Source organism: Paenibacillus sp. EZ-K15 (genome assembly GCF_002573715.1).
Taxonomy (GTDB): Bacteria; Bacillota; Bacilli; order Paenibacillales; family Paenibacillaceae; genus Paenibacillus_AQ.
Genome location: NZ_PDHM01000008.1, coordinates 325 through 17427, shown reverse-complemented (window position 1 = coordinate 17427; position 17103 = coordinate 325). Strand labels below are relative to the sequence as shown.

Here is a 17103-nt window from a genome sequence, read left to right as displayed (position 1 = left end):
ATGCTGAAAGCTATCCTCACATGATTGGCCCATTAATACACCACGAACGGGTCATCGCCTCTTTATGTCTTGGATATCACCTCTTCGCGATACTCGGAGGGCGTTTTACCTGTTATTTTCTTAAATACCTGGGTGAAATATCGAGGATCCTGATACCCTACCAGCGGCGCTACCTGGTATACCTTCACATCCGTATTCAGCAAAATGCTTTTGGCCTTCTCGATCCGACATTCCGTCAAGTACTCCAGAAACGTATATCCCGTTGTTGCCTTAAACAGGGTGCAGAAATGGCTGATGCTCAAATCCGCCAGCTCCGAAACCTCTTCAATGCTGAGATCCTTCTGATAATTTTCCGCGATATAATCCTTGGCCTTACCCATAACGGCCTGGACATTGTCCTTGGCCTGCCCGGACCGGCTCTCGGCAATCCACTTGCTGAAATGGCTCTTGATGACATCCATCAGCTGCTGAAGGGTGCCGGAAGCATGAAGCTCCTGCAGCAATTCCTCCAGCGACCACTCAAACAGCACCTTCATATGCTCAAACTGCCGATACAGCACAACGCTCATCTCCAGCAGCACCCGCTCGGTCATCTCCCGGCTGAAGGCATGCTCCTCGATGTAAGCCTTGGTCTCGTCAAAAAGCTCCAACAGCCTCTCCTTGTGAAGCGTGCGGATGCTTTCCACCATGAGCGACTCGAGATGCTTCGGATACTTTGCTTCGCTGGCCGTTTCCATAATAGAATCGGGAGTCCCGAGGAACACCCCCTCTTCCCCGGAATAGAACCGCTGGTATAAGGCGCGAACGGCTGTCTCGTAAGCCGTCCCCAAGCGGTCAATCCCGGCCATGCTGGGACTGAAGCCGACCGAGCAGGACAGCTTCGTATTTTGCTTGATCAATTGCACCAGATCCCGGCCGATGTCCTCCTGCCGCTCCTTCGTCAGGTTCGGAAACAGCAGCACCCATTCGCCGCTACGGAAAGGGAATACCGTCAGTCCGCCATGCTGCAAGGACCATTCCTCGAGGACGTTCCGTACCGCAAAGAGCCACAGGCGCTTCTCATCCATGCTCCACAACTCGTTAAGCCGCAAGTAATGATCCAATTGAATGACAGCCATCGTGTATCCATGCTCCAGCTCGCTGTCTTCCAGCCACTGCATATGCTGCAAGGGGCTTCGGTTTCCCTCGATAAATTCCGTCAGCATTCTCTCCCGGGCCAGCAGCGATAAAACCTTGATCGAGTGCAGCATTTGATCATCCGCAATCTGCTTCTCCAGGGTTCTGGCCGCCTTGGCTATCGTTTCCGTCAGCACATCATGATCGATCGGCTTCAGCAAGTAATCGAAAGCCCCTTCGCGCAGCGCTTCCCTTGCGTATTCGAACTCTCCGTATCCGCTAATGAAAATAATGATCCGCCGTGCCTGATCCGCCTTCAGCTCCTTCATGAGCGTAATGCCATCCATTCCCGGCATCCGAATATCGCTGATGATCATATGCGGCGACACTTCACGCGCCAGCTTGAGAGCGCTGTCCCCTGTCTTGGCCTCCCCTACGACTTCCAGATCCAGCTCATCCCAGGGAATGGCTGCCCTTAGACTGCGCAGAATGATCGGCTCATCATCAACCAGAATGACTCTGAATTTACCGTCCGATCCGCCCATGACGTTCCCCCTTGTCTCTTTTGGTTACTCCGGCACCGTGTTTCGCCTTAGCTGCCAATAGCGCACCGAGGACTGCTGAATCTGTTCCAGTGCGCCGGCCGCTTGCGTCCGTCCTCCAATCATATCCTCAATCACTTTGAGGAATAAACGGTTCACCTCAGGTGACAGCTTGTTGTCATATGGCAGAAAGGTACTCGTGGATTCCTCCATCAATTCCGTGACCTGAGCAAACACCGGCCCGGTTTTCTTCGAATCATAGGTAATCTTCATCGAAGGAACACGGAGCCCTTCATACACCAACCGCGTCTGCACCTCAGGGGTATAAAACATGCCCAGCAGCCCCAAAGCCGCTTGCTTCTTCGACTCATCCATATCCGATGACAGCCCGATGCCGATGGTGTATCCGCCTGCCAAGGATCGTTCTTCACCGGGAAGAAGGGACGGAAAGGGAATGACGCCTACCTCGTTCTGAAAATCCGGATGATCCTCATTCCGGAACAGCGTGATATCCCAGCTGCCGTTCAGATACATCGCTGCCTTCCCTTCGGTAAATTGGGCTATCGCTTCTTCCGTGGATATATCATTCGCGTTCGGACTGAACGCCCCTTCATTGATCCACGACTCCAGCTGCTCAAACGCCTCCAAATATGACTCATGCACAAAGCTGACCTGATCCTCGCCTTCAACCAGCCGGTCAATCAGCTCCGGCCCCGCGTACCGATCCATGAAATAATGCGCAAAAATCCCTGCCGGCCAGCGGTCTTCGTTCCCAAGCGCAAAGGGAATGATATCGTTCTCGCGAAGCTTGCGAATCACCTCATTCAGCTCTTCCAGCGTCTTCGGAGGCTCGAGATTCAGCTTCCGGAATAAAGCCCGGTTATAATAGATCGGCTCCGCGTGCCCCTCAAAAGGCAGGCCGAAGATCCGATTGTCGAAGGTCCAATGGTGGAGATCCTTGAATTGCTCTTTCAGACCGGTATCCTGCAAAAAATCCGTTAAATCCATCAGCCGGTTGGATCTGGCATACGGCATAATCTCGGCTCCGCCGAACAGGACAAACATATCCGGTGGCGTACCCGTAACCATCTCGCTTTTCAGCTTTTGTTCCCGATGAATCGTCTGATCGATGCTCTCAAAGTTCACCTTTACATTGGGATGCGCTTTCTCATACGTGCGGACAATACTCTCGAATATGGCCAACACCGGTTTGTCATGCTCCTTGTTCCAGAAATGCCGGAACGTCAGCGTAATTTTCTCCGGCTGTTCCTCCTGGGCCGGTCCCTGACTCTGCACCGTAACCCACGCGACAGACAGCGCCAGCAGCGTGGCATATCCGACAATCCAGCCCCAATTCCAAAACCACCTCACGCTGCAGCACCCCCTGTCATGTCAGTATTTTCGGTATTCGGATTCGTATCAAAGAGCCGTAACCGGGCGAGGAACAGATCATTAGGCCGTAACGGCTGCCAAACCGGATCCGCAGCCTTTCATGCACATTCTTAAGACCGACTCCGTTCTCGCGATACTTCTTCAATTGTCCCGGGTCCGTATTCCACAGTTTGATCAGCGTCTCCGGATCAAAACCCGGACCGTTGTCCTCCACATCTATCACGATATCCTCGCCGTCTTCGGACACCCTGATCGAGATCAATCCGCTTTCCTCCATCGGCTCAATCCCGTGATATAAAGCGTTCTCAACAATCGGCTGAACAATCAGCTTTTGCGTAACGTAGTGCTTAAGCGCATTCGGAAGCTCTATGCCGTAATCGAACTTTTCTTCAAACCGGAATTTCTGTATCCGCATATAATGCTGGACATGCTCCAGCTCCATGCTAAGCGGTATAAGCTCATGATGCTCGCTGATGCTGATGCGAAGCAGCTTCCCGAGGGAAACCACCATCTTGCTGATATCCTTGTTTCCCTGAAGCACGGCCATCGAATTAATCGATTCCAGTGAATTGTATATAAAATGCGGATTGATTTGAGCGACCAGCGCCTGCAGCTCCGCTTCCTTTTTCCGTGCTTGTTCCGTCTCGACCTGTCCAATCAGCTCCTGGATCTGCGTGCTCATCCGGTTAAAGCCGTCAATTAACAGGTCCGTCTCGTCCTCCGCCACTTTATGCGATGGGATCGGGACGAAGATTCCCTGCTTGACGCGCTTCATCCCGTTTACCGCGCTGATGATGCTGCGCACCATTCTGCGCACAAAAAAACGGTCGAACAGGAACGCCGACACGAGCGAGATCAATCCCAGAATCAAGGCCAGATTACGAATCGAGACCGATTCGGCCGAGATAAGTTTGCTTGGCGTGATAGCGACCAGAAACCATTCTTTATTATGCGAAGGAGAATACGTGATCAGCGATTTTTCATTTGCATATTGATCGATATAATAGCCTTTTCCATTCGTATAGTTATCCAACAGAAACGGAAATTCCGTCCGCTCCCCGATATGTCCGCCCGACTTGCTGAACACGATCCGACCCTGCTTATTGACCAGCAAAATATCTCCCTGCTTCAGCGTTGCCGCCTCCCAGAACACCTGATCGAGCAGATCCGGCTTCACATAAATCACAACCGTCCCGATATCCTCCAGCGAGTAATAATCCTTAATGACTCTGGATTGAATCAAAACGGGAGAACCGGATGCCGCCGAGCCGTTCTCGCCGGGACCGACCCATACGGGGCGTCCTTCCGCCTTCTCCACCGCTTCATACCATTCCTGCTGTCTCAGCTCCTGAAGCTCCATTCCGCCATTCGTATGATATAGCAATTGGTCGTTCGAATAAAAGGCAAACGACGCAATCATCGGATGATTGATCAAATTGTTGATCTCCTGCCGCTGCTCATAGGTAACCGCGTATTCCGGCTGTTTCAGCATCTGCTGAACCGACTGCTGGGTGATCGCCGAGTTTGATATCGTCGTGATTTCATTCAAGGCGAACTTCAGCTTGCGATCCGTTTCCAGAAGCGAAATCCAGTAGAAATCATTCGACTTCTTCTCCATCGCTTCCGAAAAGCTGTAATAAGATACCCCGCCCAGCGCGATGACCGGAATGAAGACCAGAAGAATAATAGCCAACAATATCTTTCGGCGGAGTTTCATGGATCCTTCCTCCCTCCACTCTACTATGTCTATTATTCTTCATGACAGTCCACATTCCTTGTAAGACATCACCCCGCATGTTAACTTTTTATCGCGCCTGATGTCAGACCCGCGATGACATAGCGGCTGAACAATAGAAACACAATGAGAAGCGGCAGCGTAGCCGTGAAGGTGGCCGACATGATCATTCCGAAATCAAGGCCGTCTTTATTGGTGAACAATTGCTGCAGCGCAATTTGAATGGTGTAATTTTCTCTGTTTTTCAATACGACGAGCGGCCAGAAGAAATCATTCCACACATTCATGAAATTCAGAATCCCCAGTGTAGCCATCGCCGGTGTTACGACAGGAATGGCTATGTTCCAGAAAATCCGGAAATGTCCGCCGCCATCAATCCGCCCCGCTTCGATCAGCTCGGTATGAACCGCGGAAGCGATGTACTGCCGCATCCAGAAGATGCCGAAGGCATTGACCATGGCGGGCACGATCAGCGCTTTGTAGCTGTCGATCCAGTGCAGCTTGGCCATGATGACGTACTGTGGAAGCACGCCCAGCTGGGCAGGCACAAGCATGGTAGCAATGACAAAAACAAACAGCGTCTTCTTTAAAGGGAACTCATACTTGGCAAAAGCATAACCTGCCAGCGTACAGAGGAACACAACGGACAATGTAACGGCTGTAGACACAACGACCGAGTTCATCAATGCCCTGAAAAAATCCGTTCGCTCCAGTACGCGCGAGAAGTTATCCAGAAACTCCGTTCCGGGCGTAAGCAGCGGCGGAATATGAAATGCCGCATCCTTGTCATTCGTAGCCACGACAAACATCCAATAGAACGGGAAGATCGAGACCAGTGCGCCAAGGATCATGAAGAGGTAGAAGAAGAATTTGGCGACAACACCGGGTTCATCCGGTTTTTTCCGGCTTATGGCGACTGTGCTCATGCTTTTTTACCTCCCGTATCTTTACCTTCGCGACCCACCATCATATTCAATACCGAGAACAGAATGGTGGCGATAAACAAGAGCACCGCCGTTGCCGCAGCCGTACCGAAAAATCCGTTCTTAAATGCTTCATTGTACAGATAAGTGACCATCGTAACCCCTTCCTGTCGCGTAGAGCCCGTGCCGGACTGACCGAGGAATACATAGGGCTCCGTAAACAATTGGAGCGCGCCGATCGTCGATACCAAGGTCACGAACAGAATGAATGGCCGAAGAAGCGGCAGCGTGATATAGAGCAGCTGCTGGCCTCGGGTGGCGCCGTCGATTTTGGCTGCTTCATAAATATCGGTCGGAATGCTCTGCAGACCCGACAGAAAAATAATGGCGTTATAGCCCATCCACCGCCACATCACCATGGTCGAAATCGCGATTTTGACACCCCACCAGCCGGAGTTGAATGGTACGCTTTCCGCACCGAAGGTGTTCAGCATCCAGTTGACCATCCCGTTGTTACCAAACATCGTACTGAACACCAGTGTCACGGCAACGATGGAGGTGATGTTCGGCATGAAATAGAGAATGCGGAATGTATTCTTGAATTTGTTCAAGGCCGAGCCCAGCATAACCGCAACAAATAATGCCACAATCAGCTGCGGCACGGTTCCCATCAAAGCCATAATGAGTGTGTTACTGAAAGCGATCCAGAAGGTCGGATCGCTTGTAATAAGCTCGTAGTTCTTGAAGCCGACGTATTTCATCGGTCCGAGTGCGTCCCATTTGAAGAAGGACAAATAGATGGTAAAAAGAATCGGATACAGTCCAAAAATTGCGAACAATATGAAGAATGGCGATATGAACGTATACGCCGTAAACCGGCTTCGCACGGTCTCCGTCAACAAGCGCCGCCTCGGGGGCACCGGTTGAGGTGACTCTGCTGTAGCTGTGTCTGCCATAAATGCACCTCCAGGTAGGTAAGGATAAATCCGAATCCGAGCGAAGAGAGCTTCCTCCCTACTCGGATTCGGACGGATTACGGGATGAACGCTAGCGAGGAATGCTCCTTTTCCTAGCTGCGATCAACCAGCGTCTTGATTTGTTTCATTGCGCTTTCCCATTCTTTTTGCGGGTCGGCTTTTTTCTCCAGCACGTTTTTGAGCGCGTTCTTAATGATCGTGTCGGTCTGGTCGTGAAGCGGTCCGTAGTAAACCGGCTTGATGCGTTCCGCCGATTTGGCATATGCTTCGGAAATGACCTGACCGCCGAAGAATTCATCCTTCTCCTCCGTGAATGAAGGCTCGCTGTAAACCGCCGGGATAGATGGGAACAAGCCGCTGTCTTTGAACGATTTCAGCTGATTCTCCTTGTTAAGCACCCAGGAGATGAATTCGTAGGCTTCCTTCGAATGCTTGCCTTCCTTCGGCAGGGTCAGGAACGAACCGCCCCAGTTGCCTGCTCCTTCAGGAAGCTGGGCAATCTGCCATTTGCCTGCGGTATCCTTGGCATTGCGGATCGTGCCGGCAATCCAAGCCGGGCCGAGCATGACGCCAAAGTCTCCATCATTGATCGCTTTTTGCCATTCAGGAGACCACAGAATCCAGTTGCCGATCCAGCCTTCCTGAATTCCCTTTATCGTAAAGTCGTAAGCTTTTCTCACTTGCGGGTTCGTATCTCCGATAAAGGAGCCATCCTCTTTGTTGAAGTAGATTTGATCCGGGGACTGGTCGCGCACCCCGTTGTATACCAGGTCCGTCAAGTCGGCGAACGGTTTTCCTGTTTTGCTTGTGAACTCCTGGGCTACGCTGGCGAATTTGTCCCATGAATCAATCGCTGCGCTAAACCCGTCCGGATCCGTCGGCAGTCCGGCTTGCTCAGCCAGATCCGTACGGTAATATACAACCGTAGGACCGATGTCTGTTGGCAGGCCGAGTTGGAAGGAGCCGTCAACCGATGTGGCCTGCTTCCATTTCCACTCCAGGTAGTTGCCTTCTAAGTCTTTGGCGCCAAGATCGTACAGATTGTAGAATTTATCTTGGTTGTTGATAAAACGCTCCATAAAGGCGATTTCTAATTGGAAAATGTCAGGCGCACCCGAACCTGCGGACAACGCTGTCGTTAGATTGTTGTGATGTGCGGTTTGGTCCGACGTATTCTGGAATTTGAACGTGATGTTCGGATGCTCCTTCGTATATTCCTTCGCCAGATCCTCATAGTTGGTCGTTCCCAGCGACCAGAAGGAAAGCTCGATTTTCTCTGTGGACTCGGTTCCTTCTTTCGTATTGTCCGTCTCTTCGTTGCTGCTGCCTCCCCCCGGAGATTCAGCCGTACTGCTTCCGTTACCGCCTCCGCCTCCACATGCGGCCAGCGTGAACACCATGATGATACTCAGGAGCAGCATGCTCCATGACTTAAACCTTTTCATCGTTCTACCCCTCTTCCATGAAACGTATTTTTCTTCTTTAGTCTAATGAAAGCGGCGCCAAATTTTGAGGTGGTAAACTTTCGAATTTGAGTTGAATTTATTACGATTCAGGTTCGTTTATCCAAAAATCGCAGCACAAAAAAACCGCATATCGAATGTCGATAGCGGTCTTATAGATATTAAGGAATCATATCGTCCATTTTACGATGGAGCCGGCATAGGTCATTCCCCCGCCAAACCCATAGAGTAAGACGTGGTCTCCCGCTTTCAGCCGTCCTTCATCCACCGCCAGCTGAAGTGCAAGCGGAATGGAGGCTGCCGACGTATTCCCGCGGTACTCGACGCTGGTTAAGGTGCGGTCCATGGTAAATGGCCCCCGCTCGTTAATCGCTTCGATCATGCGAAGATTCGCGCTATGCGGCACAAACCAATCCACTTCTTCCGCGCTCATGCCTCCTTTGGACAGAAGGGTACGGACACCGTCCGGAATATTCCGAATAGCCCACTTATAAATTTCACGGCCATTTTGAACAAGGCAGCCGCTCTTTAAATCTGTACCGTCCATTTGCTCGGAGAGCGCTGTTTTATACAGATGAATGCCGCCTTCGCCAAAGGTTCCCGATACAGACTCTATGACACTTGACGAATCCTCATCTTTCTCCAACAATACGGCACCGGCGCCATCCCCAAACAATACGCATGTCGTCCGGTCGGTGTAATCCGTAATCTTCGATAAGGTTTCTGCGCCGATAACCAGGATCTTACGGTAGGTTCCCCCGGATATTAATCCGTCAGCCATCTGGAGTGCATATACAAATCCCGCACAGGCGGCATTTAGATCCAGGGCACCCGTGCTTGCAATGCCCAGCTTTGATTGCACCCGGGAGGCTGTACTGGGAAAAGAATACTCCGGCGTGCTTGTGGCCACAAGAATCATATCGGCATCCCGTACGGTAACGCCGTACCGATCAACCATATCCTCTACAGCCTTTATGGCAAGATCCGATACGTACTCATGCGGGGCAGCAATCCGGCGTTCCCTCATGCCTGTTCGCTGCACAATCCACTCATCACTCGTTTCAACCATCTTCTCTAAATCTGCATTGGTTAATATCCGTTCAGGAACATAGGTCCCGATTGCCGTAATTCTTGACTTTGATTGGCTCATCATTCACACCTCCAAGTTTATAACTATTATATCACCAAGTACTAGTACTTGGTACTAATTTATTTTTATATATGTTCATTACAGCCTTCACCAACTTCACCTACATCTAAACACACAACAGCCATTCCACACAAAAAACCTTTATCGCGAAAGCGATAAAGGTTCTCTAAACACGACTAGAAATATACTTCCTCACCAACCGACATGGAATAAATGTGAAGGTTGGAGTTCGGTGCTTCCTCTGTCAGACAGGCTCGTAACCGGTCCGTTTCTCCCTTGTCTGCATGGACGAGTACGGTATGCAGTGCCGGAACGCCGGTTATCATCTGGCGCACGTCCGTCAGGCCCTGGTGTACCTTATACCTGATTTTCGTGACAGAGCAGGCACCGTACGACGCCGGATGTTGAAGGAGACGATGTCCAAAAGTCCCCTGGGAAACATGACCCGTGAGCAGCACCAGATTCCGGGTATCGCTGGACATCTGGCTATAATACCACTGCGCAAGATTAGACTGCATCATCCCATCGGTTACGAACCATAGCGATGCCCCGTGTTTCTGGAGCAAGGACTCGCGTTCCACCTCGCTAGCGGGTATGATCCAATCGTTCCGATTCAGTAATAACTCCAGCTGATCTCTCATTCCCTGATCCGATTCCTGGCTGCGAAGCCACTCCGAACGCTCAAGCAGTCGCTTCATCCCCTCGATCAGCGGCGCTTCGATCACGATCGGCACGTTTCCCCAGTTCCTGTATGCCCATAGGATCATTTCCTGCCCTCGGCCGGCGGCCGGCACCGGTAATAATACCTTCCCGCCGGTTTGCAGCGTGCTCTCAATCTTTTGTTCCAATTGCTTCAGTTTATCGGCCTGTGAATTAGCGTCGGTCCCGTAAGCCGCATCCACTATAGCCAGATCCAGCAGCATGGAAGAAGGCTTGTCTACCAGCGCAGGGCTGTCATCCTCTAGCAGCAGCGATTCGGATGTATAGTCTCCTGAATAAAAGATCCGTTTGCCTTCAGCCTGTACCAGAAACCAGACAGACCCTACCATATGGCCGCTTCGCCCCCACATGACCTTTACGCCGGGAAGCGCCTCAAACCATGTCAACTTCTCAGCCTCTTCCTCCAGGTACCGGTAGCGGATCGCCAGCTGATCCTCCTCCATATAAGGAAGCTCTACGCCTGCCCTTGCCGTGAACTCTCTCCAAGAGGCAAAGTAGGCCGTTAACTGCGCTGTCGTCTCCCGAGTAGTCCATACCTCCCCTTGATAGCCAAGCCGGTACAGGAGCGGAATCGCCACCGAGTGATCCTCGTGGGCATGCGACAGGAACACGGCATCCAGCTTCGGCACCTGTTCTTGCTGGATCATGGGATAGTCTCCCGATCCTTCCTTCTTGACGCCGCAATCCAGGAGTAAATGAACCTGGCTGCCGCTTAGTAAATAGGCGGAACGGCCATGCTCGCCTGCACCGCCCCACACCGTCAGTTTCATCATGATGCATTCCACTTTCTTTTAGAATTCATAGCTTCGACCAGCAGTAACAGCAGCACCGTCATACCGACGGAGACGACGGCCATCGCCATCCCGAGAGACACCTGTCCCTGCTCAAACTGCGCAAAGATATACGTAGCTGATGTCTGCATCGATGGCGGCAAAATGAGCAGTGACCCGACCAGCTCCCGTGATGCAATCGTGAAGGTCATGATCCATCCTGCCAGCATGCCGGGCATAATCAGCGGCAGCAGAATCCGCCGCAATATAAGCAGAGGACCGCCTCCAAATACCTGCCCCGCCTGAAACAGGGTACCGTCAATCTGCGTAAAGCTGGCCTTTACATATTGCACCGTGTACGGGAGGAACAGCACGACGTACGTCAGCACCACCATCCCATAGGTATTGTAGAGCGTAACCGGCATCCATGGCGCATTCCAGAGCAGGATCAAGCCGACCACCATCACAATGCCGGGAACCGTATTCGGCAAAAGACTTAACAGATCGATGACCCGCTGCATCCGTGCCTGGGACTTGCCGATCGTTAGGGCAAAACCGGTACCGAGTAGAACGGCAACCGTAGATGCCGCAAGCGACAGACCCAGACTGTTACTAATCGCTTTCTGGCTGACCGATCCCCAGGACAGCAATTCCTTGTAATGATCAAGCGTCAGATTATCTAAGGACAATCCGACTCCGCGGAGCTTCATCAGGGAAGCCGCAATGATTGAAAAATAAGGAATGCCAACAGACAATATCAGCAGCAAACCGATGTATAAAGCGCAGACGGCGCCTTTGCTGCCGCGCAGCGAATATCTTTTGGAGCGCTGACCTTTGCCGCCGACAAGACGGTAGGTAAACCTCCGGCTGATCGTAGACTGCATGTACCACATCACCAGACAAACCGACAGCAGGACTGATGCCAGCGAGGTCGCTTTACCGAAATCGATGGGCCAGCTAGAAATATATTTGTGGATTTCCGAGGTCATCACATAATAGCCGATACGGCGACCGAACGTTGCCGGCGTGCCGAATTCCGCAATGGTTTTGACGAACACCAGCATCGCGCCCATGCCGTAAGAGGATAACAGCAGCGGCATTATGATTCTTCTAAACCGGTATCCTGCGCTTGCGCCATGAACCGCTCCAGCCTCCTCCAGATTACCGCCGATCCGGATCAGAGCATCCCGCAGCAGCAGATAGAGAAACGGGAACAAATGCAGACTCATGATCAGCACCATGCCTCCGAAGCTGAAGAAGGAATCGCTCCATCTCGCTGCTCCCGGCAGCCACTGCTGTAAATATCCGCCCTTTTGCATAAATAGAATCCAGCCCATCGAACCGATATACGGCGGGGTCATGAACGGAATCATCAAAATCACGTCCACCCACCGATGCTGTCCCAACCGGGTTTTGGCCATCATCCAAGCAAGCGGCAGCGCGAACAGTGTCGATCCTGCCACCACGCATACCCCTAGCCAGATGGTTTGCAGCAAAATACCGGACAGCTCATGGCCGGCTATCGTTCGTATCGGCGCCAGCCAATCGAAGTGCTGATCCGGGTATACACTCTGCCAGAAAATAAGCAGCAATGGCACACCAATGCCTATAATAAGAAGAAAAAGGGCGAGAATAACGCCCATTTTCCGTAAAAATCGCTGACTGTCCATGATGACAGGTCTCACTTTTCGGTTCACCTCACATTGCCTTCCTGTGCTTCACTCCTAGAGGTTGTTCAAAAAGTCCGATTTTGATCACGAAGTGAATCAAGAAGCAACTCGGCATCGAATCTTGAATTCATCCGGGCCTTCCGGTGCTCACGTACAAACTACGTACGCTCCGCTCCTCACTCCCTAGCTTCATCCAACCTTCTCGGTGCTGAAAACCGACCTTTTTGAACACGCACTCTTATGCACTTACTTGAATACTTCGGAAAAACGTGCTGCCGTCTCATCCCCATGGTCATTCATCCAAGCCCAATCCACTTTAAACACCGGAATATCCTTCAGATTGGTCCGGCCTTCAGCCTCCACATCGACACGGCCCGGAATCAGATAGGCGTCCGCCACCAGTTTCTGTGCTTCGTCAGAAAGCAAGTAGTCGATGAAAGCCTTGGCATTATCCACGTTCGGACTGGATTTCAAAATCGCAGCCGGTCTCGGACTCACGACAGTTCCTTCCTCCGGGTATACAATGTCAAGCGGCTCGCCTTTGGCTTTAGCCGAATACGCCATATAATCAACGCCTGCGGCAACCAAACTCTTGGCACCGGTGATCACAGGGTCCAGCGCTTCCTGGTTCGCTCCTGCCATAGCAGTCCCATTGGCTTTATAATCCTCGAACAGTTTCCAGCCTGCGTCGCCCTTCACGCTCAAATAGCCCGTGATAAAATCCAGCGCCGATCCCGACAACGTCGGATCCGGAATATTGACCGCATCCTTCCACTCCGGCAAGCCTAAGTCCGCCCAGCTTTGAGGCGGCGCAGAGACCAGACTGGTGTTGTATACAATCCCGAGCGCCGATGCGCTTGTGCTGAAATAGTTTCCTTCCGCGTCGGACCAATCCTTATTCAGCTTGTCCGCATTGGCAGCTTCAGGATAAGGCAATGTCAGACCATCCGCCTTGAGCGCCTGTGCGGAAGGGAGGGATGCCAGAATGACAACATCCGCAACCGGATTCGATTTTTCCGCTTCCATCCGTGCCAAAATTTTGCCTGTTGTGCCTTGGAACATCTCTACCTTCACTCCGGTCTTGGCTTCAAAACCGCTCACGATATTGTCGGCAAGCTTTTGAGGGCCAGCGCTGTAAAGGACGAGCTTACCTCCGGCTTGCGTACTCCCCGATGCAGTTTGCTTGCCTGTATCTAGTGCCGGCTTAGTAGCTGAATCCCCATTCGGCGTACTGCCACATCCAAACAGACTTAGGCTCATGACCGATGCCAACAACAGTACCGCGCTTTTTTTCCGTAACTTCAATTGACTCATTTCTCCCCAACTCCCCTTCATCTTAGCCTGCAGCAGCAGGCGTGCGTTTTGCTATATTCTGTTGCATGCTCATGTTCTTATCATGACTTGTTCCTTCACCCATCTGGCAGATCGTATGCGGAGAAACGTACAAATTCACGCGTTCTCCGACCGGAATTCTCTTGTCCAGGTAAGCGGTCCACTTGTCCAAACCATCCACCTGTAAGCGAATTTCGTATCGCTCGCCTACATAGCTCACGCTTAGCACGGTTGCCTGGTAGCATCCATCCTCCGTGCTTGTCCTGCTCCAGGTCACATGCTCCGGCCTCACCATGGAGTGATCGACCGTCAACCAATTGGACTTGCCGATAAACGAAGCCACAAAGGGATGACTGGGTGTTTCATATATCATCTCCGGGGTTCCACGCTGCAGGACTTCCCCTTTCCGCATGACCACAATTTCATCCGACATCGACATGGCTTCCACCTGATCGTGTGTGACATAAAGGGCAGTCAACCCCATATCCTTCACAAGCGACATCATTTCGATCCGCATTTCCTCCCTAAGCACCGCATCCAGCGCACTCAGAGGCTCATCGAACAGTACTAGAGCCGGACGGATCGCTACTGCTCTGGCAAATGCAACCCGCTGCTGTTGTCCACCGGACAGCTGATGCGGATAACGGTCTTCCATTCCTTCCAAACGGACCATAGCCAACGCTTCGGTTACTTTTTGCCTGAGATCCGTCTTAAGCTTGGCCGCTTTTAATCCGAAAGCAACGTTCTCGTATACCGTCATATGCGGCCAAAGGGCAAAATCCTGAAATACCATCCCGAAGTTGCGTTTGTGCGCCGGCACGTCAATCTTCTTGTGCACGGAGTAGATACACCGGTCTTCCGCATAGATTTCTCCTCCGTCCGGCTGTTCCAGCCCGGCGATCATCCGCAGCAGTGTCGTTTTGCCGCAGCCTGACGGCCCGAGCAATGTGGTGAATTGACCATGACGCAGTTTCAAATCAGTAGGAAGTAACGCGGGTGTACCTTGAAACGATTTTTGAATGCCCCTGATTTCAATATCCACTTTCGATCCCAACCTGTCTTCTTAAGCTATTTCCAGTGTAAGGGTTACGTTTAAGCGTTGTATTAGACTAATGTAAACTCAGAATTAACTTTTTGTTTGAATTCTGTTGATACTCATAGATTAAATCTATATAGAGAGCATAAATAAGAAATCATCAAGGGAGAGATATACGAATGAATCTGATGAAGCTGCAAATTGTGGAGCTGATCGATCGCCATCATCATATGACCAGCGTGGCAGAAATACTTGGCATTAAGCAGCCAACGGTTACTTTTCATATGAAGTCACTGGAAGAAGAACTGCAAGTCCGGCTGTTTGAGTCCCGAAGCGGAAAAACATTTCTCACCGAGGCTGGACAAGCTCTGCTGCATTATGCGGTAAAAATAAATGCGCTTGCCAAGGAGTCGGAGCGGGTCGTCCGCGAATACGACAGCTTATATCGGGGAACGCTGCACATTGGAGCCAGTTATGTCCCTGCCACCTATCTGCTGCCCGCGATATTGAATACCTTTACCCGTGAGTTTCCCGGCATACGGATCTCTTTATCCGTCAAGCCTTCTCCGGTTATCCGCGATATGCTGGCGCGGCACCAGATTGATATGGGCATTATTTCATCCGAGCCCTTTACAGGTTCCAGTCTGCAGGCCGAGTCCTTGTGCAAGGATGATCTGACCCTAATATGTTCGCCTGACCATCCGCTAGCCAAAACGGATTCGCTGCAGCCCGAGCAGATCATTCGCAGTCCCTTCGCCTTGCATGGAACCGAATCCAGCACAAGGCAGCTGACCGACCTGTGGCTGGAGCAGCATGGTTTGCATATGCGGAGTCCCGTAGAGCTGGACTCGCTGGAAGCGATCAAGCAACTTGTGTTATTGGGGGACCATGTTTCCTTTATGTCACGGATGGCGGTACAACGGGAGCAGCAGCATGGTTTACTGCACGTTATGCCGATTCCTGGCCATCGGGCATCCCGGCACATATTCAGCGTCCATAATAAGGACCGTCTTCCTTCTGTCCAAATTCAGCGTTTTCAAGAGGTTTTGCGCGAAGTGGGCAAACAATTGGAGCAAGTCCTGTGATCTAGGTGAATTTATTCTGTAAGCTATGTAGATGGATTAACAAAAAATGTATGCTGCTATTCAATAATTCTATAAACATTTGATACAATCGCCCTCCCCCGTTAACAACTCACAATTATTCAGCGTTTAAAGTAAGCTGTGTACCTAAATCCAGCTTATGGGAGTGATTGTGTTGAGAAAATGGAAACAGCTGACGTTGTCTTTCATGGTAGGTTTCGCGACTCTAGGAAGTGGACTAACCGGTCTCCAGGCAGCGGAGGTTTCGGCCGCCGCCAATGCCGTGCCTTCGTATGAAGTGAAGTTCCTTGCCAAACCCGAAACCGTGCTGGAATCCGGTGGGAGCCTGCGGAGCGAAGTCATTCAAGCATTCGGAATAGCCTCTGTTCCCCAAGCGATCGGTGTAGCTTATTATGATACGGATAACCTGGAACTGGATGCCGAAGGCTGGAACGTCCGTTTTCGCAAAAAAGAGGATAAAGATAACTATGAGCTTACCTATAAGAAACGGTATCCCATCGTGAATGGAGATATTAACGCGGCGCTCAGCTTGGCAAACCAGGAAGGCTTTGATGCTTCGGATGACAATTACGAGGCCGAGATTGATTGGGGCTATGGCAAACAAACGCTTAGCTTCTCCAACACCAAGAAAGTAAACACGAATACAACCGGCACAACGCTTCCATCCGAACAAGACGCCTTGGCTTTACTGCTGGACAAACTGCCAGGAAAGCTCAAAAAATGGTCCGCCCCGAATTGGGGTCAACAAAAGCTCTCACAGTCCCGTATTCATGGACCGCTGACGTTCTACCGCTATGAAGGTTCATGGAAAGGCCAGAAAATGAGCCTCGAAGTTTGGCCGATCCGCAATGCAGACGGCACAGGAACGGAGAATCTGATCGAAATCTCTTTTAAAACATCCGATGTCTCGGTTGCTTCCCAGCTCCGATCAGAGCTAATGGACACCCTCGAGTCTAACGGTTGGCTGCTTCCTGCGGACGGCTTGAAAACACAGCTGATATTGGAAAGATACTAAGATAAAGATATTAGATATTTAAGATAAAAAAGATATTTAAGGTAAAGAAAAGAAGGGCGCCCACATAGCGGGTGCCCTTCTTCCTGATGCTCCATGATTCTTTCACGAGTTCGTGCGGAGGATAACAAAAAAGACCGCTATCGATTGCTCGATAACGGT

13 protein-coding genes and 1 rRNA gene (1 of these 14 only partly in view) are annotated in these 17103 nt (G+C 51.2%); 2 read left to right on the top strand and 12 right to left on the bottom strand.

Translation table 11 applies throughout. From position 1 onward, the window contains the following. Positions 1-62: 62 nt before the first annotated feature. The 11 genes from CRG97_RS04705 to CRG97_RS04655 form a co-directional block, all read right to left on the bottom strand. On the bottom strand, positions 63-1661 hold the full coding sequence (locus CRG97_RS04705; RefSeq protein ID WP_098741987.1) for a response regulator transcription factor: 1599 nt from the start codon (positions 1659-1661) through the stop codon (positions 63-65). Between the two features lie 24 nt (positions 1662-1685). Further along, entirely contained in the window at positions 1686-3029 is a 1344-nt protein-coding gene (locus CRG97_RS04700; RefSeq protein ID WP_098741986.1) for an ABC transporter substrate-binding protein, read from the bottom strand. 16 nt (positions 3030-3045) lie between these two features. Further along, positions 3046-4767: a sensor histidine kinase gene (locus tag CRG97_RS04695; protein WP_098741985.1), complete on the bottom strand. Its 1722-nt coding sequence runs from the start codon at positions 4765-4767 to the stop codon at positions 3046-3048. An 80-nt stretch (positions 4768-4847) separates the two neighbouring features. Further along, positions 4848-5711, bottom strand: coding sequence for a carbohydrate ABC transporter permease (locus CRG97_RS04690; RefSeq protein WP_076325640.1), 864 nt, complete (start codon positions 5709-5711; stop codon positions 4848-4850). Continuing rightward, positions 5708-6664 (bottom strand): carbohydrate ABC transporter permease, encoded by a 957-nt coding sequence (locus CRG97_RS04685; RefSeq protein WP_098741984.1) that lies wholly within the window; start codon positions 6662-6664, stop codon positions 5708-5710. The genes CRG97_RS04690 and CRG97_RS04685 overlap by 4 nt, the downstream gene beginning before the upstream one ends. A 113-nt stretch (positions 6665-6777) precedes the next feature. Then, positions 6778-8130, bottom strand: coding sequence for an ABC transporter substrate-binding protein (locus tag CRG97_RS04680; RefSeq protein WP_098741983.1), 1353 nt, complete (start codon positions 8128-8130; stop codon positions 6778-6780). Positions 8131-8317: 187 nt separating this feature from the next. Beyond that, on the bottom strand, positions 8318-9298 hold the full coding sequence (locus tag CRG97_RS04675) for a ketoacyl-ACP synthase III (RefSeq protein WP_202618875.1): 981 nt from the start codon (positions 9296-9298) through the stop codon (positions 8318-8320). Positions 9299-9474: 176 nt separating this feature from the next. Next, entirely contained in the window at positions 9475-10791 is a 1317-nt protein-coding gene (locus CRG97_RS04670; RefSeq protein ID WP_098741981.1) for an MBL fold metallo-hydrolase, read from the bottom strand. Further along, positions 10788-12431, bottom strand: a complete 1644-nt coding sequence (locus CRG97_RS04665; RefSeq protein WP_481856183.1) for an ABC transporter permease — start codon at positions 12429-12431, stop codon at positions 10788-10790. The genes CRG97_RS04670 and CRG97_RS04665 overlap by 4 nt, the downstream gene beginning before the upstream one ends. A 273-nt stretch (positions 12432-12704) precedes the next feature. After that, on the bottom strand, positions 12705-13772 hold the full coding sequence (locus tag CRG97_RS04660) for an ABC transporter substrate-binding protein (RefSeq protein WP_098741980.1): 1068 nt from the start codon (positions 13770-13772) through the stop codon (positions 12705-12707). 22 nt (positions 13773-13794) lie between these two features. Beyond that, positions 13795-14832, bottom strand: coding sequence for an ABC transporter ATP-binding protein (locus CRG97_RS04655; RefSeq protein WP_098742207.1), 1038 nt, complete (start codon positions 14830-14832; stop codon positions 13795-13797). Positions 14833-15005: 173 nt separating this feature from the next. Between CRG97_RS04655 and CRG97_RS04650 the strand changes: the two genes are divergently transcribed. Further along, positions 15006-15911, top strand: coding sequence for a LysR family transcriptional regulator (locus tag CRG97_RS04650; protein WP_202618869.1), 906 nt, complete (start codon positions 15006-15008; stop codon positions 15909-15911). A gap of 157 nt (positions 15912-16068) precedes the next feature. Continuing rightward, positions 16069-16944, top strand: a complete 876-nt coding sequence (locus CRG97_RS04645) for a hypothetical protein (RefSeq protein WP_481856182.1) — start codon at positions 16069-16071, stop codon at positions 16942-16944. Between the two features lie 152 nt (positions 16945-17096). On the opposite strand, the gene rrf is transcribed toward CRG97_RS04645, so the two are convergent. Continuing rightward, positions 17097-17103: ribosomal RNA gene (gene rrf, locus CRG97_RS04640) — 5S ribosomal RNA — on the bottom strand; it runs 111 nt beyond the window's last position.